Here is a 25,130-nt window from a genome sequence, read left to right as displayed (position 1 = left end):
AAATGCCGTACATTGAACATGTATATGCACGCGAAGTGCTTGATTCCCGTGGTAATCCAACAATAGAAGTAGAAATCCAAACTGAGTCCGGATACTTCGGACGCGCCATCGTTCCATCAGGTGCTTCAACAGGAGAACATGAAGCAGTTGAGCTTCGTGACGGGGATAAATCTCGCTACCTGGGTAAAGGGGTACAAAAAGCGGTTGATAACGTAAATGAAATCATTGCTGAAGCTGTCATTGGCTTGGATGTAACGAACCAAGCTGGCCTTGACCTTACGATGATCGAATTGGATGGTACGGAAAACAAAGGAAACCTTGGAGCGAATGCAATCCTTGGCGTATCCATGGCTGCTGCCCATGCTGCTGCTGAATTTTCCGGTTTACCATTGTACCGTTACCTTGGAGGGTTCAATGCAAAACAACTTCCAACTCCAATGATGAACATCATCAACGGCGGATCACATGCCGATAACAACGTCGACTTCCAGGAATTCATGATCCTTCCTGTCGGTGCGCCAAGCTTCAAGGAAGCCGTTCGTATGGGTGCTGAAGTATTCCATGCATTGAAATCGGTTCTTTCTGCTAAAGGCTTGAACACGGCTGTTGGCGACGAAGGCGGCTTTGCGCCAAACCTAGGTTCGAACCGTGAAGCACTTCAAGTCATCATCGAGGCGATTGAAAAAGCAGGCTATAAAGCAGGCGAAGATATCTACCTTGGTATGGACGTAGCTTCATCTGAATTCTATAACAAAGAAACAGGCAAATACGATCTTGCAGGCGAAGGCCGCAATGGCGTTACATCTGAAGAAATGGTTGCTTTCTATGAAGAGCTAGTGAATGAATTCCCGATTCTTTCCATCGAAGACGGCTTGGATGAAAATGACTGGGATGGCCACAAACTTCTAACTGAACGCATCGGTTCTAGAGTTCAATTGGTTGGTGACGATTTATTCGTAACGAACACGAAAAAATTGGCTGAAGGCATTGAAAAAGGCATCGGTAACTCGATCCTGATCAAAGTGAACCAAATCGGTACACTGACTGAAACGTTTGACGCAATCGAAATGGCTAAGCGCGCTGGCTACACGGCTGTCGTTTCCCACCGCTCAGGTGAAACGGAAGATGCAACAATCGCTGACATCGCCGTTGCAACGAACGCAGGACAAATCAAAACAGGTTCGATGTCACGTACGGACCGTATCGCTAAATACAACCAACTTCTTCGCATCGAAGACCAGCTTGGCGACTTGGCTGTTTACGGCGGCTTGAAATCTTTCTATAACTTGAAGAAATAATTACCGTGACACCCTCTTCCGACGAGAAGGGGTGGAGATGATTATCTCTCACCTCCCATTCCATGTGAATGGGGGGTTTTTATGTTTATTTTTTCAAAATATATTTAATAAGTGCTTTTTTGTAAATGTATTTTTGTATAAAATAAAAAGAGAATACAAAATAGAAAAGGAGGAATTATGGAAGAGAACACAGAGGTACCAGACGCATCCAAAGAGTTGATTTCGAGTAAAATAAACTTACTTAAAACCGATTTACAGCCGATTTTCTCAAAGATTCGGACTGGACTTGGGAAAGAAGATTGGGATAAGTATTGGTTGAAATTATATGTTCAGCAACCTAGCTCTAAGAGCATAAAGACACTCCAAAACAATAAAATTATTGCATTTGTTACATTGGCTGCAGGCACATTCCTTGCCTCAAAATTTGCGTCCGGAAACACCTATTAGTAATCCATCATATTGATACAATAATGAATTAATTCAGTAGGGGAGGAATTATAATGCATGGAGCGCGTAATAAAATACGTAGATCGCATAGTATATTACGTTTGAATAAAGATAAAAAGCATAAAGTAGTGTTGGTTTCTGAATGTTCTGTAAATTCGGGAAATAAAGCGGCCAGCGGGCATGTCTTAACCATTAAAATCAGCAATGAGTTAAGCCAAAGAGGTAAAGCGGTAAAATTATATGTAGAAAACGAGAAGGAAGAAATTCTGAAGAAAGCACAATTTATGAATCAAAAGTTTTCTGAATTTCTTCAACTTGTTAATAGTAAATAAATAACAAGAATGGTCCTTCTTTTATAAGGAAGCTCATTTATCTTTTTCTGAATTTGCTCTATGAGCTTGTCCATTTTTTGATTTAGACTTTTAATTCCATGATTCATCTTATCTGATTTATTTTTCATTATTTCTCTTATGCTCTTCATATCCCGATAATTTTTATAATCTTTTACCACATAGAAACCTCCCCGTCCAGATTCCTTCTCTGATAAGTATGTGCCAGAACTAGCTACATTACTATCTTTGACTAATTGTTCACTAATTATCATCTTGAGTAAAAATACTGTTGAGTTAAGTTTTTATGGAAGTAACTGCGCATAACATATTCCATGTCACGTACGGACCGTATCGTTAAATACAACCAACTTCTTCGCATCTGTGAAGGGCTTGGCGACTTGAACTTGAAGAAATAATTACGGTAAAATCTTTTTTCTTTCACCTCCAATTACACCTGAATGGAAGGTTTTTTTATGTTTCATGAGGGTGAGGGTGTGCAACCATTATGGGATGAGAGTATAGCCTTCTATTATGGTTTACTTGTATAGATAAAACATTAATGTTTCTAAATTATTAAGTTTTCATTGAAATATATAGGTAATTTGGTATATAATATATTTATTGGTAGATATTTCATTTATAAAACATAGGATAATGAAACTACTATTACATATTAAAGGAGATAAAAAATAATTATGCTTAAGAAATTATTTGTTTTCGGTACGATTTTTACTAGTTTATCAATTGGAAACAGTACAATTGCAGCAGAAATAGAATCAGAAACAACCGTCACTAACATCTCAAGTTTATCTGAAGTCAGTAGCCTAACCTCAGGTATTGCAGGGGAAACATTTGGTAAGAAAATCAAGTGCAGTTCCAAAGTGAAGGCGAGCAATCCAATATTTGGTTCTCCAAGTGCAACCGCTACTTCATCAGCAGCAGTAAAAGAAGATACTATCGCTGCTAAAGTTAGAGTATATAGCAGTAAGGGAGGGTTAAAAGGACAAAAAACAGATTCTCAGAAAAATTCAACATATGCTGGAGCTACTTTTACTGATAAATCTAATAATATTCCTGCAACTGCTTTTGGCAATCATACTTATGTAAAGAAGAGTTATAAAACAGTAGTACATGAAACTAAAGATAAATTTTAAATATAAGAAAAGTTAAGGCTAACTGATGTTAGCCTTAACTTTATTGTAGGAGCCAGGATAATATGAAAAAAAAGCTTTTGATAGTGACCTCACTTATATTGATTGGAATCTCAGGGTGGATCTTTTACAATAAAACGGAAAATACAAAAGGTGTACAGCCCGGTTTTAAGGCAGGCTCCAATACCATCTCCTACGGCTTGTTAGATGACGATGGAAAAGTAATGAATAATGGAAGTACACTGGAGCCGAAAAATAATAAGCTTGAGTATACGTTTTCGCTCTCGAATTTTATAGAAGTGGAAAGGGAATATGCCGTAATAGTCCTTCGTAATTTTGAACAAACACCCTTTACAGTGGAAGGAAAACCATACAGTGTTTATACCTTCAATGCCAAGCCAAATAAAAGTAACGAGTTTAATCTTAGTGTTGCCACTAACGATCGAACAAGAGAAATAGATTATCTTATATTTAAAAAACCAAATTATCTAATAGATAATTTGGATATATCAAAAATGAGTGCTTTGCAAGAAGTGTTACCTATGCGTTTTAAGGTTAAGAGCAACGGCGAGAAACCAAAGGCAGCTGCTGGTTTTATTCCTGATGACACAATTAAAAAAGGACCCAACGATACTATATTTGTCAGCAAACAAAAAGAGGAACTAAGTATCCTGCCTACAGCAAGAAGTGGTGAGCATGTTTTCATTTCAGTTGGAAATGTTGGCGAGAAAGAGGAAAATTACCATATTATTGCATTAAATCATTGGCAGCAGATCCCATTGGAAAATAATCAATTAGTAGGAAATGTGGCAGTTAAGCCTGGAGAAAGAAAAGTGTTTGAATATAAGCTTCCACAGGTACAGCATGATTCGAATTTCCAGGTTATTGCTTTACCCAAGCCTTATGAAGTCAGTGAAAGTGACTATGAAAGTACAGTCGTTTCAGGTTCATTTCGAACGGTTATCAAACCTTAAGGTGGCATCAATGCTCTTTTAGAAAAGATGGGGCAGCATATTTAATCAAACGTTTGATTAATAGAATTCCAAACAAAAAAAGGTGCCGCATATGGGCACCTTTTACTTATTTATCTACAGCTTCTACTGGAACGGCATTATAGTATTCTTCCAAAGTGCTTTTCGTTTTGAAGATTTCAGTTGCGGCATCGGCGCCAATATAGCGGATGTGCCACGGTTCGTATTTATAGCCTGTAATGTTTTCCTTGCCTTCCGGATAGCGGATGATAAATCCGTATTCATGGGCATGCTCTGCAAGCCAGGACGCTTCATTCGTGTCTCCGAAGCAATCTTGGGCAGCACATGCACCGTCATGGGTCGTGACATCGATGGCCAGACCTGTTTCGTGCTCGCTCGTCCCAGGCATTGCACTGTAGGTTTTCGCTTTTTCTTCCCCGTCCTTGGCCACATAGTTATTAAAGACCGTGATTTGCGTTTGATGTGAACGGTAGGCGGATACGCCGGCGAAGTGCATATTGTCTTTTTCGGCAGCTTGGAATAGCCGTTCAAGCGCTTCTGCCGCTTCTTTGCGCATCATTCTTTTTTCAATTTTATCCTGAAAGATGAAATCCACTTTTGGGTAAACAAGATCTTCAGGTTTGTAATCTTCCGGCAAGCTGTATTGTTTGTTGACAAGTACAGGGATGCTTTCTGGGTTGGCTAAAGTCTGCAGGCCAGCCTGCGCGGGCTTGACCGTTTCATCCACTTCCACCTGGCGTTGGGCCGATTCTTTTGAATCATCTTGCTTATCATCAGTTTCTGTCTCCGTATGGTGGGAGCTCGGGTGTTCTTCTTTTTGCTCTTTTTTTTCATCGCTTGATTGGTCGAATGAACATCCGGACAATAAAATGAACGATGACAGAGCAGTTGCAGTAAATATAGGTTTTAACATATGAAAGGCCCCTTGCTTTTAATATAAGATTTCCTGCGATAGGCGTTTTGAAAGATTATCGTGACAAGTAATCCCTCGTCAATTCACTTTGGTACTTATCGAGGAATAAGCCGATCCAGACCACCATCAATAAAAATGGATAATCATTGCGGACTGCGGCTTCCACGACGGGTGCAGACCAAAAGTGAGATAGGAAACCGCCTGACATCCTGATCGTCTCGAAGGTGACCAGGGCGTGCAGCGATAGCCAGAGAATCGTAAGGGTGTTGGTGCCGAAACCAATGACGGCCGCTATGATGCTCAGCAGGATGGCGGCTGCACCGATCAGCAGCACATGGTAACTTGATTGGAAAAAGTCGATGCCGCTATTGGAAAGTCCATTATAAATAATAGCAGTAAAATAGACGGTTGTCGTGGTATATGCAGCAAATAATAAATATCGATTGCCATGATATTTTGCAAGCAGCAGCAAAAGCGGCGAGAGAATGATCAATAAGACACTGATGAGATTGCTGCCGCCTATCCATAAAGAATAGCCTGCAACCGCCGAGAACAGGATGGTCAATAAATCAAGAATCCGGAGAATGGGCTTGAACATGGTGACACCTCTTTCTTCCCTTTTTGTGAATTATCTCAAACTTTGATTCAAAAAGAAAATGATGAAGCTGCTGTTTAGGAATTCTTACCATTAAATGATAACAAAGATTGTGGATATCTTATGGGTGTGGTAAAGTTAAAGTAATTGTTTATTGGTACTTCAGGAGGTGTGATTGCATGCATGCATTTCTCATAACGCTTTTGGTGATCGTCAGTATCGCCCTTATTGTGACGGTATTGCTTCAATCGGGTAAAAGTGCAGGTTTATCAGGTGCGATTGCCGGCGGTGCTGAGCAGCTATTCGGAAAGCAAAAAGCTCGCGGCTTGGATTTGATTTTACATCGTGCAACGGTAGTATTAGCCATTTTATTCTTTGCTTTAACTTTACTTGTTGCATTCTTTGATGTGTAATCGATCAAAAATGAGTCTAGCTAAATAGCTAGGCTTTTTTCTTTGCACGATAGTTGCATGAATAGATATAGTAATTTTAGTACTTAATGATAGATAGGGAATTTTTTTGGATGCTATTTACTAATGAAGGAGCTAATTATCATGAAAATCAAGCTGCAGCAGCCCTTTACTTTTGAAGGCGGAAAAAGAGCTGTCTTACTATTGCATGGATTCACGGGGAATTCCGCAGATGTGCGGATGCTTGGACGTCACTTGGAGAAGCACGGTTACACCTGCCATGCCCCGCACTATAAGGGACATGGGGTTCCGCCAGAGGAGCTGGTGAAAACGGGCCCTGTTGATTGGTGGAAGGACGTCATGATGGCATTCGATTTCCTGAAGAGCAAGGGCCATGAGGAAATAGCTGTTGCCGGACTCTCTTTGGGAGGCGTATTTTCTCTTAAATTAGGTTACACTGTACCTATAAAGGGTATCGTATCAATGTGTGCGCCCATGTATATCAAAAGTGAAGAGATGATGTATAAAGGAGTATTGGAGTACGCTAGAGAATTTAAGAAGTATGAAGGAAAAACGCAAGAGCAAATAGAGCATGAAATGGACCTCCTGGCCGATAAACCGATGAATACATTGAAAGCCCTTCAGGAATTGATAACGGATGTACGGGAGCATGTCGATTTGATTTATGCACCGACATATGTCGTGCAGGGGCGGCATGATGACGTCATCAATCCGAAAAGTGCCGATATCATTTTTGATTCCATCGAGTCACCTGTCAAGAAACTGAAGTGGTATGAAGAATCCGGTCATGTCATCACGCTGGATAAAGAAAAAGAACAGCTGCATGAAGATGTATTGGAATTTTTAGAAAGTCTGGATTGGTCCGAATAACAAATTTATTATACCCTGAATAGGAGGGGTTTTATGGAAGATAACATTCAAGAACACATGAATAGGCTTTTGACGTACATGACCGACGAAGCATATAAGCCATTGACGGTACAGGAGCTTGAAGAGGCTTTGAAGATCGAAGACTCGGCAGACTTCAAGAATTTCGTCAAGGCGCTAGTGAAGCTGGAAGAAAAGGGATTGGTGGTCAGAACGAGAAGCAATCGTTACGGCCTGCCGCAAAAAATGAATTTGTTCCGCGGAAAATTAACGGGTCATGCAAAGGGCTTCGCATTTGTAACGCCTGAAGATAACCCAGGAATGGATGATATTTTCATCCCGCCAAATGAAACGGGTACAGCGATGCACGGAGATATCGTCATGGTACGAGTATCCTCGGAAACGTCCGGATCAAGGCAAGAAGGCACGGTCATCAGGATCCTTGAACGCGGAATAACGCAAGTGGTAGGTACATACTCCGAAAGCAAAAGCTTTGGTTTCGTCATCCCTGATGATAAAAAGATCGCAAACGACATCTTCATCCCGCAGCATGCTTCCCATGGAGCGGTGGAGGGCCATAAGGTTGTCGTCAAGCTGACTTCTTACCCAGAAGGACGTGTAAGTGCAGAAGGAGAAATCATCGAAATTCTAGGGCATAAAAATGACCCTGGCGTCGATATCCTTTCCGTCATCCATAAATATGGTTTGCCGATGGAATTCCCGGAAGAAGTCATGAAGCAAGCCAATGCCGTTTCCGATACGATTTCTGAAAGTGAAATCGGCAGCCGCAGGGATTTGCGCCATGATGTTTTGGTCACGATTGATGGGGCCGATGCGAAGGACCTCGATGATGCCGTTTCGGTTACCAAGCTAGAAAATGGCCATTACAAGCTAGGTGTCCATATTGCCGATGTCAGCCATTATGTTACGGAAGGTTCGCCAATCGATAAGGAAGCCCTTGAAAGGGGTACGAGCGTTTATTTGGTGGACAGGGTCATTCCGATGATTCCGCATCGTTTATCGAACGGGATTTGCTCCTTGAACCCGCAGGTCGATCGGTTTACACTTTCTTGTGAGATGGAAATCACACCAGACGGGCATGTCATCAATCACGAGATTTTTGAAAGTGTCATCAAGACGACGGAGCGGATGACATATGGCAATGTGAACAAGATTTTGGTGGATAAAGATGAAGAACAGCTGGAGCGCTATGAAGCGTTGGTGCCGATGTTCGAGGACATGGAGAAGTTGGCGGCCATCCTTCGTAAAAATCGGATGAACCGCGGTGCGATCGATTTTGATTTCAATGAAGCGAGGGTTATCGTTGACGAAGAGGGACATCCGACTGATGTCGTTTTACGTGAAAGGTCGGTTGCCGAGAAGCTGATTGAAGAATTCATGCTCGCGGCCAACGAAACCGTTGCCGAGCATTTCAACCGTCTTGACGTTCCGTTCATTTACCGTATCCACGAAGATCCGAAGCCGGAAAAACTGCAGCGCTTCTTCGAATTCATTACGAACTTCGGCTACATCGTGCGCGGGTCGGCCAATGACGTCCATCCAAAGGCATTACAGGAAATCATCGAGGCAGTGGCAGGCAAGCCGGAAGAAACGGTCATATCCACCGTCATGCTCCGTTCGATGCAGCAAGCGAAATATGATCCGGAAAGCCTGGGCCATTTTGGATTATCAGCTGAATTTTATACACATTTCACTTCACCGATCCGCCGTTACCCGGATTTGATCGTGCATAGGCTGATCCGGACTTATTTGGTGGAAGGTAAAACGGATGAAGCTACGAAAGAGAAATGGAATGCGATTTTACCCGAGATTGCCGATCATACCTCGAAGCGGGAACGTCGCTCCGTCGATGCGGAGCGCGAAACCGATGATTTGAAGAAAGCCGAATATATGCTTGATAAAATCGGCGAGGAATATACCGGCATCATTGGTTCCGTTACGAATTTCGGAATGTTCGTCGAGCTGCCGAACACCATTGAGGGGCTTGTTCATGTCAGCTTCATGACGGATGACTATTACCGCTTCGATGAGCGCCAGCTGGCCATGATCGGGGAACGTACAGGGAATGTATTCCGGATTGGGGACGAAATCGACGTACGTGTTTCCAACGTCAATAAAGAGGAACGCGCCATCGATTTTGAAATCATCGGCATGAAGGTGAGCCGTCCGCGTCCATCCGGAGAGAAGAAAATATTCAAAGCCAATTCAGGTGACCGTAAACGCGGCCGCGGCGGGAATGGCGGAAGAAACGAAGGAAAAGGCGGCGGCCGTGGCGGCAATCGCAAGGGAGATTCGCCTTCTTCCGATAAAAAGCCGAAAAAGAAGAAAAAATTCTTTGAAAATGCGCCCGCTGCCAAGCGCAAGAGGAAGCCTAAAAAGAGATAAGATTGATGTGAGGGGATGATCGATTCATCCTCTCACCGCGATCGGATGTAAAAAGGGGAGAGTTAGATGCCAAAAGGCTCAGGTAAACAACTAGCACAAAATAAAAAAGCGTATCATGATTTCTTCATTGAACAAACATTTGAAGCAGGCATCGTTTTGAAAGGGACCGAAATCAAGGCAATCCGTGCGGCCCGAGTGAATTTGAGAGATGCCTTCGCTAAAATTGAAAATGGCGAAATCTATCTTTATAATATGCATGTCAGTCCTTACGAGCAGGGGAATCAGTTTAACCATGACCCGTTGCGGACACGGAAGCTCCTTTTGCATAAGAAAGAAATCAGTAAACTGATCGGTGAAACGAAAGAAGCGGGCTACACCATCGTTCCATTGAAAATGTATTTGAAAAATGGTTTTGCCAAGGTTTTAATCGGGCTTGGAAAAGGGAAGAAGCAATATGACAAGCGAGATGACCTGAAGAAGAAGGAAGCGAAACGTGATATTGAACGTGCTTTCCGTGATCGTCAGAAGATGTAACACTGCCAAGACCTTACAATTGATTTTTCGTTTCAATCTGTTATAATTAATCCTGTACCGATGACAATTGAATATCAGCCAACTTGCTGACTATTCTTCTCTCGTACGCTCCATTTCAATCATGGGGACGTTACGGATTCGACAGGGATAGTTCGAGCTTAAGTTGCGAGTCGAGGGGATCGGCCTCGTTAAAACGTCAACGCCTATAACTGGCAAACAAAACAACAACCTAGCTTTCGCTGCGTAACAACAGTCGTTAGCTGTTCCTCCCTCCATGGCCCACGTGGTAGGGTAAGGGACTCACTCTAAGTGGGATACGCCGGAATCCACCGTCTGAGGATGAAGGAAGAGACCAATCAGACTAGCTGCTCTGCCGCCTGTCGATAGGCTAATGAGTTCGCGAAATGCGAATATATCGACTACACTCGTAGAAGCTTAAGTGCCGTTATGTCTGGACGTGGGTTCGACTCCCACCGTCTCCACCAATACATATATTGGTGGTTTTTTATTTGCCTTTTTTCCTTTCAAGAAGGAATATGAGGATGAACAGGGAATGTAGGAAGAGAGCATTTAATGAAAGCGCATACATATGGAGACGGGGGCATGTTGATGGGATTTGATGTAATTGTGGTCGGAGCGGGTCTCGCCGGGTTGGTGGCTGCGGCAGAGCTTGCGGATGCCGGGAAGAAAGTATTGCTGCTGGATCAAGAACCGGAAGCTTCTCTTGGCGGGCAGGCATGGTGGTCTTTTGGCGGTTTATTTCTTGTCGACTCACCTGAACAGCGGAGATTGGGCATTAAGGATTCACGGGAGCTTGCCTGGCAGGATTGGTTAGGTACGGCTGGTTTTGATCGGGAGGATGATGAAGATCATTGGGGGAAAAAGTGGGCGGAAGCTTACGTCCACTTTGCATCAGGGGAAAAACGGGAATGGCTGACAGCCCAGGGCATCCGTTTTTTTCCGGTAGTTGGCTGGGCGGAGCGAGGGGGTTACCTCGCTGAAGGGCATGGTAACTCGGTTCCGCGTTTTCATATTGTATGGGGAACGGGCCCGGGGATCGTAAAGCCGTTCGAGGATCGGGTCCGTAAAGCGATCGGGAAAGGTCTGGTCGATTATCGTCCCCGTCATCGCGTGAATGAATTGTTAACGGAAGACGACTCTGTCATTGGTGTACGTGGATCGGTGCTTGTGCCGAGCTCGGCAGCTCGCGGCGAGGCTAGCTCCCGGGAAGTGATCGGGGACTTTTCGTTTCATGCTCAAGCTGTGCTTGTGACAAGCGGCGGAATCGGGGCCAATCATGAATTGATAAGAAAGAATTGGCCTGCGCGACTAGGTGAAGCCCCGAAAAATATGATTTCCGGCGTTCCTGAGCATGTGGATGGGAGGATGCTTGCCATTACGGAAAAGGCCGGAGGAAGAATCGTCAATCGCGACCGGATGTGGCACTATACGGAAGGAATCAAGAATCATGATCCCGTTTGGGCCAAGCATGGAATCCGTATCCTGCCCGGGCCTTCATCTCTTTGGCTCGATGCAACGGGCCAGCGATTCCCTGCTCCGAATTTTCCGGGATTCGATACGCTGGGGACGCTTGATGCCATCATGGCGACAGGGTACGACCATTCATGGTTCATTTTGACGCAGAAAATCATCGAAAAAGAATTTGCTTTATCGGGCTCTGAGCAAAATCCCGATTTGACAGGTAAAAGCATTCGGAAGGTGTTATCCCGGGTCCTGCCTGGCGCATCGTCTCCCGTGCAGGCTTTCATGGACAAGGGCGAGGATTTTGTCATAGCGGATTCACTCCCGGAACTTGTGGACGGGATGAATAAGCTCACGGAAGAGAACTTGCTTGTCCTTGCCGATATCGAGCGGCAAATAATCGCGAGGGATAGGGAAATGGATCATAAATTCACGAAAGACCTGCAAATCACCGCAATGCGTGGAGCACGCCATTATATCGGGGATCGGTTAATAAGAGTTGCAGCACCGCATAAAATCCTCGATCAAAAGAATGGTCCGTTGATAGCGGTACGGTTGAATATCGTCAGCAGAAAAACTCTGGGAGGATTGCAAACCGATCTTTCCTGTCGCGTCCTGAATGCTTCCGGACATCCAGTGAATGGCCTGTATGCAGCGGGTGAGGTAGCTGGATTCGGCGGGGGCGGGGTTCACGGTTATCGTTCATTGGAAGGAACATTCGTCGGCGGCTGCCTTTTCTCCGGACGACAGGCGGGCAGGGCGCTTGCAGATTTATGACGAGGACCTGCTTTTGGGGTCCTTTTTTTGTCGGAAAATCGAAATATCGCCGAAATCGCAGATAAATGGACCAGAATCGCAGATAAAATGCCGGAATCGCAGATAAAATGCCGAAATTGCAGAAAAAAAGATCAGTTTCGCAAATAAAATGCCGGAATTGTAGAAAAATCCTCGAATTTCGCAGATAAAAGGGACAAGCGCATTCATTTGAAGGAATATTCGTTATTTTTGTCGAATCCTTTGGGAGAAACCCAAGATAGGAGTGAGGAATATTGATTGTAAAACAGCGAAAAGTCCCGCTTACGATCCTCAAATTACGTGCATTGGTGCGCAGGCTTCCGCCACATCATCCAAAGATGCCTTCAATTATGCAGGATCTCAATAAAAGGGAGGCTGGCTATAAAGGGGAAACCTCCATTGACTTTCCATTAAGTAAGCTTTTTGGAACCGAAAAGTCATTTCATCTTCCACGATATACGGTTGTAGGACCCATCCCTTTTTTTTCAGATGGATACTTTAATCGTGACTTTTGCAATATAACATTCCAGTAATTCCGATCCATTCATTCATTGTCATCAGCAATCCCCAAACCATCATCCGTACCTCTCCTGAAAACCGTACGCTCCAGTATAAAGTCATTCATCGCGAGGCGCTTCCCGCTATAATTAATCAACTCGAAAATTCCATGAAAGAATCGATTTTAGATGATAAAGCTTTAAAGAAAGCTATTCGCGTCATCAATAAACAGCATATCGATGCCGATTTTTCCATTCTTGAACGGTACAAACTTACCGAAAGTGATCTACTAAAAGGGATGATTTGCGAGAATTGTAACTGTCACCAGTTACTTAGGAGATATGGTACATGGATTTGCAAGCCATGCGGACTAGCCAGTAAGGATGCACATGTCCAAGCTTTACGAGATTATTTTTATTTAATCGGCCCGACTATCACGAATCGGCAGCTGCGGGATTTTTTGAATATTTCCTCTGCATCCACTGCAACGCGAATCCTGCAATCATTGAACCTGACAAGCCGTGGCGTGAATAAGGGGAGGGAGTATAGCCTGTTTTTTGATGAGTGAAAAAAGAGGCTGACCCTAAAAAGAGTCAACCTTCCTTCCTATTCCTTCAATTCCTTGCCCATTCCCTTCAGGAAGTGGACGCCGAAACCGATCGCCCGGTTTATGTCGGGATCATTCAACGTTTTCATTAGATCGAGTACGCCGATTTTCTTTTCGCTTTGGAGGAATTTGTTTCCTTCGTCGATTCCGGCGAGTGCACTGTTCAGCAGTTTCGTCGATTGTGCGGCATCGGCTTTCATCAAGGCCCCTGTTGCCCCCATAACGGTATTGATCAGGTTTGTGACAGGTTGTCTTGTGACTTGTTCAAGGGCGATTTTGGCAATCTGTTCTTTTCCTTGAAGCATCGAGGTCGCAGCTTCGAATACTCCGGCGCCATTCAGTTCATTGACGATTTTAAACATATGGTTTAAGGCATCTTCATTATTGGCGATCAGTGTTTTTAGTTCTTCTAGTTTTTGGAGCTTTTCTTCTTCCTCCGTAAGCGGATTATGGATTTCCGTAATGGGAGCTGCCATGAACATCACCTTCCTTGTTATTTTTCCGTTAAATGAACATACCCTGGACGTGCCCACTTCCGCTCAACCTCGACTCCATTTTGGGGATGTCGTTTTTTATTCCGTGGATTTGTATCGGGCAGCGGAGTATCGCCGCTTGCGCATAACACTTCCATGCGGACCATCGTCTGTTTGTATGCCGGCGTGCTTGTGCGCTGATCGTAAATGGGACCGGTCAGGAAGTTAATGGCAGAGTCTTTATCAACGGAATTCATCGGTAAAAATAGCTCGTTGTTTTTTACTCGATCCGTGATCAGCACCTTTAATTTAACGGCTCCGAATGGTGACACCAAGCGGACGAGCCCGCCATCGCCGACTTTGCGCTCACTAGCCAGCTTAGGCGAAATCTCAACGAAAATATCCGGAACCTTTGCTTGGATTCCAATAGATTTATTCGTCATGTTTCCTTCATGGAAATGCTCCAGCATCCGCCCGTTGTTGATGTGAAGATCGAATTCCGCTGGGAACTGAGCCGGCTCGACCCAATCAGATAGTGCAAAACGGGCTTTCTTATCGGGAAAGTTAAAACCATCTACATAAAGGAGCGGCGTGCTTGCTCCGTCATGGCTGCCCCAGAGGAAGCTGTTCCAGCCTTCGAGCACACCATAATTGGCTTGGCTGAAAATCGGTGAAAGGCTTGCCATTTCATCATAGATTTCACCAGGATGTGTGTAATTCCAATCCGCTCCCAACCGTTTGGCGATCTCTTGGGTGATCCACCAATCCGCTCTAGCGTCTCCTAGAGCAGGCAGAGCCTGGTATAGACGCTGTACCCGACGCTCCGTATTGGTGAACGTCCCCTCTTTTTCAAGCGAGGGCACGCCAGGTAACACGACGTCTGCATATTGAGCGGTCCTGGAAAGGAAAATATCTTGTACCACGAAGAAATCCAAGCTGGATAATACGTCATGAACGTGGTTGGCATCCGAGTCGACAAGTGCCATATCTTCACCGACTAGGTACATCGCTTTCATGTCGCCTTTTTCAATGGCGTGAAGCATGTCGATATTGTTCATGCCTGGTTTGCCATCGATTTTTACACCGTAAGCCCTTTCGAATTTGGCGCGTGCCGCATCATCGGAAATATGCTGGTATCCGGGAAGCCATGTCGGGAGGGTACCCATATCGCAAGCGCCTTGGACATTGTTATGGCCGCGAAGCGGATAGGCACCTGCTCCAGCGCGGCGGTAATTTCCTGTAGCCAGCAAAAGGTTGGAAATGGCGGCCGACGTGTCGGAGCCTCCAGTGTTTTGGGTTACACCCATCCCCCATAGGATGCAGGTCCCATCGGCATCACGGATCAATGCAGCAATTTGGATCAATGCTTCTTTTGCAAGGCCTGTGTGCATTTCAGCATATTCAAGGGTGTATTTCTCAAGTACTTCCATATAATCGTCGAAGAAGTTCACATTCTCATCAATGAATTCCTGATCATGCCAGCCTTGGTCGATCATATATTTGGTAACCGCCATCAACCAGACCTGGTCCGTGCCCTGTTTAGGGCTGATGTGAATATCGGAACGCTCCGCCATTTCATTTTTCCTGATATCGGCTACAATCAGTTTTTGGCCGTGAAGCTTATGGGCCCGCTTCACGCGTGTCGCCAGTACAGGATGCCCTTCAGCCGGATTCGCCCCGATGATGATGACCAAACCAGCCGCGGCGATATCCTTGATCGTTCCGGCATCTCCGCCCATTCCGACTGTACGGAACAATCCGTCTGTAGCAGGCGATTGGCAATAACGAGAGCAATTGTCGACGTTATTCGTCTCGAATACTTGTCGTGCCAGTTTTTGAATGACATAGTTTTCTTCATTCGTGATCTTGGAGGAAGAAATGAAGCCTACGGAGTTGCCGCCATGCTGTTGTTTGATCGAACCGAGTCTTGAGGCGACCAGGTCCAATGTTTCATTCCAACTCGATTCGATGAATTTGCCATTTTTCCGAATGAGCGGCTTGGATAATCGTTTCTCGGAGTTTACGAAATCCCAGCCGAATTTCCCTTTGACACATGTGGAAATCGCATTGACGGGAGCTTCATGAGTCGGTTGGATTTTAAGGATTTTCCGGCCCTTAGTCCAGACCTCGAATGAGCAGCCAACCCCGCAAAACGTACAGACCGTTTTTGTCTTCTTCGTCCGTTTCTCACGCATGGCCGCCTCGATTTCCGAAAGGGCGAAAATCCCGCTGTACCCAGGCTCCACTTCTTTGACAAGGTCAATCATGGGTTCGAGCAAATCGTTTTTGATACCTGACATGAACCCAGCCTCACCGAGCATTGACTTCTCCATTAATGCATTGCAGGGACAAATGGTTACACACTGTCCGCAGCCGACACATGATGAGCTGTTGATTTCGGAGCCTTCATCCCAGATGACCCTTGGGCGATCGGCTTCCCAATCGATGGATAGTGTCTCGTTGACCTGAAGGTTCTGGCAGACCTCGACGCATTGCCCGCATGCAATGCATTGATTGGCATCATAGCGGTAAAATGGATGCGACATATCGACATCGGCCAATTTCACTTTCGGTGTGTAAGGGTATTTTTGGTGTTCAATTTCCATTAATTCTGCCGTGTTGTGAAGCGTGCAATTGCCGTTATTATTATCACACACTGTACAGTATAAGGAGTGGTTTTCCAGGATCCGATCCATTGCTTCGGTTTGGGCTTCTTTTGCTTTGCTCGAGTTCATGGCAATATCCATCCCGCTCACGGCCACGGTCGAACAGGAGCGGACGAGTTTCCCATCGACTTCGATAATGCAGGTGTCACAGGTCTGGATCGGATCGACCTCGGGGACATAGCAAATTTGCGGGTGGGCTAGCCCATTTTGGTTGATAACCTCAAGTATCGTCAATCCGGCTTTTGCCGTATAATCCAAACCATTGATTTTAAACGTGCTCGTCGAATTGCTCATAGTAGTTCCCCCTTTTTAGCAAAAACACAACAAAAAACCACCATGAGCACACCTCCGCCTCTAAAACGTTGGTGTAGGTCATGGTGGAATAGTTTAGTAGCAAAACTTGCCAATATACCAATCATACCATTATGTATGGGCGATGAAAAAGAAAGAGACGCAACAACCCATTATTGCATGACCAACTTTCATCCCTGATATTATACCTTTATTTACAAAAAGATACAATACTGCCCAGCAGCGGACGTTCGCCAAATCCCTTTCGTTTTTGAGTTTCGTGATTTATGATAAGGAAAAAAGAAGGCGATTTGGAGTGAGTGCATGATGTCAAAGGTGATTCACGAATTCAATGATATGATCCGTAAGCTGCGCAAGGAACTTTTCGGGAAGGGGCCGGAACGGATCCATACTGTTTTCGTTGAGAATATGGCCGTCACCACATTGCATGGGAATTTAACCCCGACGGAAATATTCATATCCAGCACAGAGGAAGGCAGGGATATGGTCCATTCTGCACGAACAAAAATGATTCAGGATGTATACTCCGTAAATCCTCCGGATGGAATGGAAGAACTGGTGGGAGCCAAGCTTGTTCATCTGTTTTCCGATTTTAAAGTGGAAGAAAATATAGCGATCTCCGTATTCGTTTTCGACAAGGAAATAGCGGGGAAGCATAACGGGCAGTGATCACGGCATGTTCCATGCATGATCACTGGACAAAGTCCTTTGTATTTGTAGGGAATATACCTACTTGAAAAAAGCGATCGGGGGAAGGTCCATGAATGAAAGGGATTGGCATATTTTAAAGATATTGCATGAACATAAGAATATCACTAAAACGGCGCAAAGCTTATATATCTCGCAGCCTTCTTTAACGAAAAGGATCCAGCAGATGGAGAAGGAGTTCAATTTGAAAATTGTCGAGCGGGGAACAAGGGGAGTGCAGTTCACCCCTCAAGGGGAATATTTGGCGATCTGTGCTGATGAGATGCTGATCAGGCTGAGGCAAATCAAAGAGACGGCGTTCAATATGGGACAGGAGATCAGTGGCACATTACGGCTGGGCGTCTCCAATTATATTACGCTGCATAAGCTGCCAGGATTGCTGAAAAAATTTCGTGAACGATACCCGCAGGTGGATTTCCATGTGACTACAGGCTGGAGCAAGGAAGTACTGAACCTCATTTACAAGGAAGAAGTTCACGTCGGGATCGTCCGGGGCGATTATCAGTGGTCAGGAGCTAAGCATCATCTTTTTGAGGAGACGATTTGCATTGCTTCCAAGGAAAAAGTCGAAGTCGGGGACCTGGCTTCATTGCCGAGAATCGATTACAAGACCGATGCACTCCTGAAAACGATGATCGATGATTGGTGGAGGAATAATTTTCAAGGCCCGCCGTTAGTTGGGATGGAGGTGGACAAAGGGGATACATGCAAGGAAATGGTCAAAAATGGCCTCGGGTATGGAATCCTTCCCAGTGTTTTATTGGAGCACGACCCAGCCCTGAGGCAGTTGGACCTGAGGGATGAGCAAGGAAACCCGCTTATCCGGAATACGTGGATGTTATATCATGAAAAGTCCCTCGAACTAAAGCTGGTCAAAGAGTTTGTCGAATTTGTCGAGGGCGTTGATTTCATGAGGGATCTATAGGAGGAGCGCAGAAACTTCTGTGCTTTTTTGTCATTCCGTTTTTGAATGGTTATCGATAATTTATTGGTATTTTGATTATGGTACACACAGGATTATGATGGAAGGAAGGTAGCAATCAACAGGAATCAGCCTAAGAAATGGAGAGGAAGTCAAGTGAGTGTCCTGTTTTTGATCGTATTGAATGTCATTGTGCCGGTCTTTTTCCTGATAGGGGCTGGAGCCATTCTTCATCGTAAATTCAAGCTCGATATGAATACATTATCTAAATTGAATCACTTCCTGCTCATGCCGGCCATCAGCTTTGTCAATATTTATCAAAGCGATATCGGCGGGGGGATGGTTGTCCAAATATTTAGCTTCCTCGCCCTGCAAGCGGTAAGCCTCATCATCGTGAGTACCGTGGTTGCCAAGCTTGCCAGGTTCGATCAAAGTCTCTCTGCCACGTTTAAAAATAGTGTGGTTCTGAATAATTCAGCCAATTTCGGACTGCCCGTCAGCCAGATGGTTTTTCATGGGAATCCACTTGGCCTGTCGATCCAGGTCATCGTGATCATATTTCAAAACCTGTTGAGCTATACCTACGGTTTGATGAATTCCGTTTCCGTCCATACAAAAAGTGTAAAGGGGGCCATTCGGGAATTTTTGAAAAACCCAATCATTTATGCTCTCTTACTCGGGTTTCTTTTACAGGCTGCGTCCTTTGATATCCCTTTGTTTTTATGGACCCCGATCGATAATATCGCCAGTGCATTCATCGCCATTGCCCTGATCACCTTGGGTGCACAGAGCGCCTACTTGAAAATAACGCATTTCCCGCTTCCGCTTATCCTTAGCTTGATTGGACGGTTGATCCTTTCTCCATCCATCGCGTTCCTGATCCTTCTCATGCTGGGCTTGGAGGGGACTGTCGCCCAAGGGTTATTTATCGCAAGCTCATTTCCGACCTCAAGAAACAGCGCATTATTCGCCTTGGAATATGACAACCACCCGGAGTATGCGGCACAGGCCGTCCTGATGTCCACCGTATTCAGCTGCATCACGGTAACATTGGTCGTATATCTATCGAAAATATTATTCTAGCAAGGCCTGCTTTTCACGAAAAAGTCCCTGAATTCAAAATCAAGTGCCTTTGCAGCAGGAAACGACATTCATCCTCGGATCGAGCTTGAAATCGCTTCGTGTTTGACTGCATGATGGAGAAAGCAAGACGTTTGTTAGCTTTAATGAAGTCAAGCAGCGTTCAAGAAAATTAAATCGTACGCAAAAAACCATTGGAATTCCATTGGATGGTTTTTTGCTGATACTTCTTAGTATATACTAGGAATAAAAGAATTAGAGGCGGCGCCATGCAAAGTTGGTATCATATCTTTCCGAAGAATACGGGGCTAAGCCCGTATGTCTGGATCATTTTTTGTATCCTCCCTTTTTATTTCATTTTCAAATCTTCATCGATGCTGGAGATTGTCTTTGGGATCGTCATGATCATTTTATTCTTCATTTCTTACGGTCTCTCTTTCGTGTCTAAGGGATGGCCCGTATACATGTGGACGGCGATACAAATCATCATCTCGATATCGATGACCATCTTTTTCGGCTATATTTACTTTTCCCTTTTTTTGGCATTCTTCATTGGCAATGTTCAAAATAAGGTTGGATTTTTCGTTTTATATTCCATCCAGCTTTTAGCTACCATCGTTTCCGTCAATATTGGCTTCATCATGAAGGACCCTACCTTCTTTTCGCAGTTTCCCTTCATGCTGATTTGTGTAGTGGGCGTGATCCTTCTTCCATTCAACACGTATAATCGCAATAAACGGGATAGACTGGAAGAACAATTGGAAGATGCGCATAAAAGAATATCAGAGCTGGGCAAGATGGAGGAACGTCAGCGGATTGCCAGGGACTTACATGATACACTTGGACAAAAGCTTTCCTTAATTGGCTTGAAAAGCGACCTCGCAGGTAAATTGATTGATTTAAAACCGGACTCTGCCAAGAAAGAAATCAGGGATATCCGCCAAACGGCTAGGACGGCTCTCAAGGAAGTAAGGGAAATGGTATCAGAAATGCGCGGGGCCAAGCTAAGCGATGAAATCATCCGGGTCAAGCAAATACTGAAAGCGGCAGAAATAGAATTCAGTTTGGAAGGGACCACGGAACTGCAAGATACGCCATTGCTTGTTGAAACGGTTTTAAGCATGTGCTTGAAAGAAGCCGTGACCAATATCGTCAAACATAGCCGTGCCGACTCCTGTCATATCGTGATAGAGGAATTGCATACAGGCGTGACGATCAAAGTCGAAGATAATGGCGTGGGCCTTTCACATAAATCGGAATTTTATAAAGGCAATGGCCTTCAAGGGATGAAGGAAAGGCTTGAATTCGTGAACGGCAGTCTGGATATTCGTTCCACTGATGGAACGACACTGTATATCAGGGTTCCGAATGCCATAAAAAATAATGGATAGGTGGGGTTAGCATTGATTTCAATCGTAATTGCCGAAGACCAGCGGATGCTGCTCGGCGCGCTAGGCTCTATCCTCGATCTGGAAGAGGATATGGAAGTTGTCGGAAAAGCGAGCAACGGGGAAGAAGCAATGGAACTCGTCAAACGTTTGCAGCCGGATATATGCATTACCGATATTGAGATGCCTGTAAAAACCGGACTGGATGTTGCAGAAGAAATCAAGAATGAGGGCAATCAGTGCAAAGTCATCATCTTGACGACTTTTGCGCGGCCTGGGTACTTTGAAAGGGCGAGGAAGGCAGAGGTAGGTGGATACCTACTAAAGGATAGCCCAAGTGAGGAGCTGGCGAACTCGATCCGGGTCATCATGGATGGCAGGCGCATTTATGCCCCTGAGCTGGTGGATATGGCATTTGAGGAGGAAAACCCACTCACTGAACGGGAGTGTCAGGTGCTCAAATTGATCGCCGATGGCAAGAATACGAAGGAAATCGCCAGCCAGCTATATTTAACGAATGGAACGGTCCGAAATTATATCTCGATCATACTCGACAAGCTAGATGTAAGCAATCGTGTTGAAGCGATCGTAAGGTTCAAGGAAAAAGGCTGGTCAAAAGATTGACTTTGGGAACACCGAAACATACAGCGGCAGGATTGAAGTATGGTATATTGATTCTTATTACATAAGGGAAAGGAGATGACCAACATGCATAAAGCCACATTTGCTGGGGGCTGTTTTTGGTGCATGGTTACACCATTCGAGGAACAACCGGGGATTGGAGGGATCGTATCCGGATATACGGGAGGACATGTTGATAATCCGACTTACGAGGAAGTGAAGACGGGAACCTCAGGACATTATGAGGTCGTGGAAATTACGTTCGATCCCCAATTATTTCCCTATGAACGGCTGTTGGAATTGTATTGGCAGCAAATTGATCCAACCGACGACGGCGGTCAATTCCATGACAGGGGGAGCCAGTATCGGACGGCCATCTTCTTTCATGATGAGGCTCAAGAGAAACTGGCCAGTGAAGCGAAGGAGAAGGTGGCAGCGAGCGGGAAGTTCGCTAAACCGATCGTGACCGAAATCCTTCCGGCCCAAACCTTCTATCCGGCCGAGGACTATCATCAAGGCTACCATAAGAAAAATAAAGAAGAGTACAAGGCGGATCGAGCGAAATCGGGACGTGATGAATTCATTGACCAGCACTGGGTTGGCAAATAAACCGGATCGGATGTGTTTCGCATCCGGTCCTTTTTATTTGCCATATCATGAGATTTCTCATGATATTTTCATTTTTCTTCAGTACACTAAGGGGGAGGTGGTCGTAACGATGAATAAAAGGATTTTAATAATAGAAGATGAAGAAAAAATTGCAAGGGTGCTGCAGCTTGAACTTAATCATGAAGGCTATCGGACGGAAGCCGCTTATAACGGGAAAACAGGCTTGGAGAAAGCGGAAAGTGAAGAGTGGGATTTAATCTTATTGGATGTGATGCTGCCCGAGCTGAATGGCATAGAAGTGCTTAGGCGTTATCGGAAGAAGAATGCCTTCACGCCAGTCATCCTTTTAACGGCAAGGGATGCCGTTCCTGACAAGGTGAATGGGCTTGATCATGGAGCGAATGATTACGTGACGAAGCCGTTTGAAATCGAAGAGCTGCTGGCACGGATCCGTGCTTGTTTTAGGGCCAATGTCCAGACGGGCCAGCCTGAAGGAAGTGCGGATGAACTTACGGTCCATGATCTGAAATTGAATCTTGGCACAAGGGATATCCTGAGGCAGGGGAAAAGGATCGAGCTGACTTCCCGCGAATTCGACTTGCTTGTGTACCTGTTGCAAAATAAAAATCAAGTGCTGACAAGGGAGCAAATCCTTACCCATGTTTGGGGATATGACTTCGTAGGCGATACGAATGTGGTTGACGTATATATCCGGTATTTACGCAAAAAGGTGGATTACCCCTTTGAATTACAGCTCATACATACGTATCGCGGTGTGGGCTATAGCTTGAAGGAGCCTTTATGAAGATTTCCGCAAAAATTCAATTGTATTCCAGCCTTTTTTTAAGCATCATGCTGGTTTTGTTGAGTGTCATCGTTTTATGTGCTTTCCTTTGGATATCCGTGGAAAGGGAAGAGGATGTGCTGGAAGATCAAGCTTCGTTGATTGGAGAAAACATCGTCGATAGTGATTTGACAGCAGGTGATGCCGGTTTACTGGAGGCTTATACACCTGACGATGCCATGGTGCGCATATTCGGCACGGATGGAAGCTTGATCAAGTCGTTTGCGGATGACGAGGACCTCCAGGGGTTGGCGGTACCGTCCATAAGCAAGAAAGGATATGATTTTACCAAGGTCGACGGGGAATATGTCCTGACCTACCGCTATCCTTATCCGGATGAAGGGAAGAAATTGGGGATGATCGAAATCACCCAGCCGCAGGACACCCTCCTTGATCATTTATCGACCCTCGCACTCGTATTGGGTGGTTCCTCCCTTTTTGTCGTTTTGTTATCGGTCCTTGCAGGCAAGTGGCTGGCCAAGCTTATCCTTAAACCGATATCGATCATGAGCGGAACCATGTTGGAGATCGAGAAGAGCGGTGAATTCAAACGGATCCCGCTAGCGGGTCGATCCAAGGATGAGCTGCAGGTAATGGGGGAATCATTCAACAAGATGATCGGAAGGCTGGAGCGAAATTATGACCAACAGCAGCAATTCCTCTCGGATGCTTCCCATGAATTGAAAACGCCGATCACGGTCATTGAAAGCTACTCCTCCTTATTGAAACGCTGGGGAATGAAGGATGCGGCGATTCAGGAAGAGGCGGTGGAGGCGATCCATCATGAAGCCCTCCGGATGAAACAGCTGACGGAGCATTTGCTGCAGGCGGCTTCCCAATCGGACCCTACTGTCGATACGGAGGAAGAAATCGAGCTTATTTCGTTTTGTGATCAGATTGCCCAAACGTTTAGACGGACGGGCCATCGTGAAATAAAGCTGCAATCCGAGGTTAAGGAAATCCAGGCAATGACCATTCCCGGTAAGCTTGAACAGGTACTGGTCATTCTCCTCGACAATGCAATCAAATATAGTGATTCCGGTATAGAAATCATGATAAAACGGGAGATGGATGATATCTTCATCAGCGTGAAAGACCAAGGTCCAGGGATATCACCAGAACATCTGCCTCATGTATTCGAACGTTTCTATCGAGTCGATTCGTCGAGAGCAAGGAAAACTGGAGGGAATGGTCTAGGGCTTTCCATCGCCCGATCGCTTGTCGAGTCATTCCATGGTAAGTTGGGCATCGAAAGCGAGGTCGGAGAGGGAACAGTGGTGACTATCATCCTTTCTCATCGAATTCTAATCTAACCCTCATGCTCGTTTCATGAAGGATGGTTATTCTTAAGGTAACAAATTAAAGGAGGAACTCATTCATGAAAAAGCATTGGAGTACGATAAAAGAAGGTATCATTCAACGGAAAAAGATGATCGTGACGGTGTCCGCAGCCACGGTATTGCTGTTTGGAGGTGCCGCAGGAACGGCGGTATATGCAGTCAATAAAGGGGCCCTATCCGAGGATGAGGCTGTCAAAATGATTTCGGATAAACTAGGCGGGGAGGTTACTCAATTCGAGAAGGATTGGGATCAGCCAACGACCTATGAAATGACCGTTAAAACGAAAGAAGGCTATCAGGACGTGGACGTCGATGCTGAAAAAGGAGAGATTCTTTCTCAGGAGCCGGAAGATGCCGACGATGAAGATATGAGCACGGAGCAAGCGGTGGAAAAAGCAAAGGTCAGCATGGATGAAGCTGAAAAGATTGCCTTGAAAAAGGTGGATGGGCAAGTGACGGACGCCGAATTGGATTCGGAAGATGGCGGTCTTGTTTATGAATTGGAAATCAAGCAAGGTAAAAAAGAATATGATGTAGAAGTCGATGCAATGACGGGAAAAGTATTGAAAACCGAGTTGGATGATTAAACAATAAAATGATTCCTGCCGTTTGCAGGATCAAAGCTTCGGAATGATTTCATTCCGAGGCTTTTTTTTCATTGGCTGATTTTTTTGCGTCGGTTGCTCAGGGTTCTGGAGGATTTGAACATTGACCGTTCCATTTCAATGCGGTCGCTCGCTTTCCGCGGGCGGTCCGGAAGCCTCCTCGGCGCTTGTGCACCTGTGGTGTAGGACTCGCACTGCCGCAGGAGTCTCGCGC

General features: G+C 45.1%; 25 protein-coding genes and 1 other RNA gene. 21 read left to right on the top strand and 5 right to left on the bottom strand.

Features of this window, described 5'->3' with window-relative positions; all coding sequences use genetic code 11:
* Nucleotides 1-2 precede the first annotated feature (2 nt).
* From eno to MHI53_RS23350, 3 genes are all read left to right on the top strand, one after another.
* Nucleotides 3-1,298, top strand: coding sequence for a phosphopyruvate hydratase (eno, locus tag MHI53_RS23360; protein ID WP_061141150.1), 1,296 nt, complete (start codon nt 3-5; stop codon nt 1,296-1,298).
* Nucleotides 1,299-1,475: 177 nt separating this feature from the next.
* Nucleotides 1,476-1,745, top strand: a complete 270-nt coding sequence (locus tag MHI53_RS23355) for a hypothetical protein (protein WP_340372407.1) — start codon at nt 1,476-1,478, stop codon at nt 1,743-1,745.
* 53 nt (nt 1,746-1,798) lie between these two features.
* The gene (locus tag MHI53_RS23350) at nt 1,799-2,077 is read left to right on the top strand and encodes a hypothetical protein (protein ID WP_340372406.1); all 279 of its coding nucleotides are present in this window, start codon (nt 1,799-1,801) and stop codon (nt 2,075-2,077) included.
* Here MHI53_RS23350 and MHI53_RS23345 read toward each other — a convergent pair.
* On the bottom strand, nt 2,056-2,256 hold the full coding sequence (locus tag MHI53_RS23345) for a hypothetical protein (RefSeq protein ID WP_100534256.1): 201 nt from the start codon (nt 2,254-2,256) through the stop codon (nt 2,056-2,058). The genes MHI53_RS23350 and MHI53_RS23345 overlap by 22 nt on opposite strands.
* Before the next feature lie 516 nt (nt 2,257-2,772).
* Here MHI53_RS23345 and MHI53_RS23340 point away from each other — a divergent pair.
* Both MHI53_RS23340 and MHI53_RS23335 read left to right on the top strand, forming a co-directional pair.
* The gene (locus MHI53_RS23340) at nt 2,773-3,231 is read left to right on the top strand and encodes a hypothetical protein (RefSeq protein WP_100534255.1); all 459 of its coding nucleotides are present in this window, start codon (nt 2,773-2,775) and stop codon (nt 3,229-3,231) included.
* A gap of 62 nt (nt 3,232-3,293) precedes the next feature.
* On the top strand, nt 3,294-4,202 hold the full coding sequence (locus tag MHI53_RS23335; protein WP_340372405.1) for a hypothetical protein: 909 nt from the start codon (nt 3,294-3,296) through the stop codon (nt 4,200-4,202).
* A 106-nt stretch (nt 4,203-4,308) separates the two neighbouring features.
* Here MHI53_RS23335 and MHI53_RS23330 read toward each other — a convergent pair whose 3' ends face one another.
* Nucleotides 4,309-5,133, bottom strand: a complete 825-nt coding sequence (locus MHI53_RS23330) for a M15 family metallopeptidase (protein ID WP_061141149.1) — start codon at nt 5,131-5,133, stop codon at nt 4,309-4,311.
* Nucleotides 5,134-5,188: 55 nt separating this feature from the next.
* Nucleotides 5,189-5,731 carry a hypothetical protein gene (locus MHI53_RS23325; protein ID WP_340372404.1) on the bottom strand — a complete coding sequence of 181 codons (543 nt, stop codon included), beginning with the start codon at nt 5,729-5,731 and terminating at the stop codon, nt 5,189-5,191.
* Between the two features lie 176 nt (nt 5,732-5,907).
* On the opposite strand from MHI53_RS23325, the gene secG reads away from it, so the two are divergent.
* The 7 genes from secG to MHI53_RS23290 all read left to right on the top strand — a co-directional run bounded on the left by secG (nt 5,908) and on the right by MHI53_RS23290 (nt 13,309).
* Nucleotides 5,908-6,141, top strand: coding sequence for a preprotein translocase subunit SecG (gene secG / locus MHI53_RS23320; RefSeq protein ID WP_061141147.1), 234 nt, complete (start codon nt 5,908-5,910; stop codon nt 6,139-6,141).
* A 141-nt stretch (nt 6,142-6,282) separates the two neighbouring features.
* Nucleotides 6,283-7,029: a carboxylesterase gene (locus MHI53_RS23315; protein ID WP_100533117.1), complete on the top strand. Its 747-nt coding sequence runs from the start codon at nt 6,283-6,285 to the stop codon at nt 7,027-7,029.
* 33 nt (nt 7,030-7,062) lie between these two features.
* Complete coding sequence (rnr, locus tag MHI53_RS23310; RefSeq protein WP_340372403.1) at nt 7,063-9,432, top strand: ribonuclease R; 2,370 nt, start codon at nt 7,063-7,065, stop codon at nt 9,430-9,432.
* A gap of 66 nt (nt 9,433-9,498) precedes the next feature.
* Nucleotides 9,499-9,966 (top strand): SsrA-binding protein SmpB, encoded by a 468-nt coding sequence (smpB, locus tag MHI53_RS23305; protein ID WP_061141144.1) that lies wholly within the window; start codon nt 9,499-9,501, stop codon nt 9,964-9,966.
* A gap of 123 nt (nt 9,967-10,089) precedes the next feature.
* Nucleotides 10,090-10,451, top strand: a transfer-messenger RNA (tmRNA) gene (ssrA, locus tag MHI53_RS23300).
* A gap of 124 nt (nt 10,452-10,575) precedes the next feature.
* Nucleotides 10,576-12,225 carry an FAD-binding dehydrogenase gene (locus tag MHI53_RS23295; RefSeq protein ID WP_340373722.1) on the top strand — a complete coding sequence of 550 codons (1,650 nt, stop codon included), beginning with the start codon at nt 10,576-10,578 and terminating at the stop codon, nt 12,223-12,225.
* A gap of 529 nt (nt 12,226-12,754) precedes the next feature.
* Nucleotides 12,755-13,309 carry a hypothetical protein gene (locus MHI53_RS23290; protein WP_340372402.1) on the top strand — a complete coding sequence of 185 codons (555 nt, stop codon included), beginning with the start codon at nt 12,755-12,757 and terminating at the stop codon, nt 13,307-13,309.
* Nucleotides 13,310-13,347: 38 nt separating this feature from the next.
* Here the strand turns inward: MHI53_RS23290 and MHI53_RS23285 are convergent, their stop codons facing one another.
* Together MHI53_RS23285 and fdhF are read right to left on the bottom strand one after the other, a co-directional pair.
* Complete coding sequence (locus MHI53_RS23285; RefSeq protein WP_340372401.1) at nt 13,348-13,824, bottom strand: DUF1641 domain-containing protein; 477 nt, start codon at nt 13,822-13,824, stop codon at nt 13,348-13,350.
* Between the two features lie 17 nt (nt 13,825-13,841).
* Nucleotides 13,842-16,781 carry a formate dehydrogenase subunit alpha gene (gene fdhF, locus MHI53_RS23280; RefSeq protein WP_340372400.1) on the bottom strand — a complete coding sequence of 980 codons (2,940 nt, stop codon included), beginning with the start codon at nt 16,779-16,781 and terminating at the stop codon, nt 13,842-13,844.
* A 324-nt stretch (nt 16,782-17,105) separates the two neighbouring features.
* Here fdhF and MHI53_RS23275 point away from each other — a divergent pair, with 324 nt between their 5' ends.
* The 9 genes from MHI53_RS23275 (at nt 17,106) to MHI53_RS23235 (ending at nt 24,898) form a co-directional block, all read left to right on the top strand.
* A complete protein-coding gene (locus MHI53_RS23275; protein WP_061141139.1) occupies nt 17,106-17,468 on the top strand; it encodes a DUF2294 domain-containing protein in 363 nt (120 codons plus the stop codon).
* 91 nt (nt 17,469-17,559) lie between these two features.
* Nucleotides 17,560-18,432 carry a LysR family transcriptional regulator gene (locus MHI53_RS23270; protein WP_340372399.1) on the top strand — a complete coding sequence of 291 codons (873 nt, stop codon included), beginning with the start codon at nt 17,560-17,562 and terminating at the stop codon, nt 18,430-18,432.
* A gap of 153 nt (nt 18,433-18,585) precedes the next feature.
* The gene (locus tag MHI53_RS23265; RefSeq protein ID WP_061141138.1) at nt 18,586-19,512 is read left to right on the top strand and encodes an AEC family transporter; all 927 of its coding nucleotides are present in this window, start codon (nt 18,586-18,588) and stop codon (nt 19,510-19,512) included.
* 266 nt (nt 19,513-19,778) lie between these two features.
* A complete protein-coding gene (locus MHI53_RS23260) occupies nt 19,779-20,900 on the top strand; it encodes a sensor histidine kinase (RefSeq protein WP_061141137.1) in 1,122 nt (373 codons plus the stop codon).
* Between the two features lie 12 nt (nt 20,901-20,912).
* On the top strand, nt 20,913-21,521 hold the full coding sequence (locus tag MHI53_RS23255) for a response regulator transcription factor (RefSeq protein ID WP_061141136.1): 609 nt from the start codon (nt 20,913-20,915) through the stop codon (nt 21,519-21,521).
* Nucleotides 21,522-21,605: 84 nt separating this feature from the next.
* Nucleotides 21,606-22,127 carry a peptide-methionine (S)-S-oxide reductase MsrA gene (gene msrA / locus MHI53_RS23250; RefSeq protein ID WP_061141135.1) on the top strand — a complete coding sequence of 174 codons (522 nt, stop codon included), beginning with the start codon at nt 21,606-21,608 and terminating at the stop codon, nt 22,125-22,127.
* A gap of 109 nt (nt 22,128-22,236) precedes the next feature.
* Nucleotides 22,237-22,932 (top strand): response regulator transcription factor, encoded by a 696-nt coding sequence (locus tag MHI53_RS23245; RefSeq protein WP_061141134.1) that lies wholly within the window; start codon nt 22,237-22,239, stop codon nt 22,930-22,932.
* A complete protein-coding gene (locus MHI53_RS23240) occupies nt 22,929-24,284 on the top strand; it encodes a HAMP domain-containing sensor histidine kinase (protein WP_340372398.1) in 1,356 nt (451 codons plus the stop codon). Before MHI53_RS23245 ends, MHI53_RS23240 begins: the two co-directional genes overlap by 4 nt.
* Before the next feature lie 65 nt (nt 24,285-24,349).
* On the top strand, nt 24,350-24,898 hold the full coding sequence (locus MHI53_RS23235) for a PepSY domain-containing protein (RefSeq protein WP_340372397.1): 549 nt from the start codon (nt 24,350-24,352) through the stop codon (nt 24,896-24,898).
* Nucleotides 24,899-25,130 lie beyond the last annotated feature (232 nt).

The organism is Peribacillus sp. FSL E2-0218 (assembly GCF_037992945.1).
GTDB classification, from domain to species: Bacteria; Bacillota; Bacilli; order Bacillales; family DSM-1321; genus Peribacillus; species Peribacillus simplex_B.
Note: the sequence above shows the minus strand (reverse complement) of the source record. Positions and strands in the feature narration are given on the sequence as shown.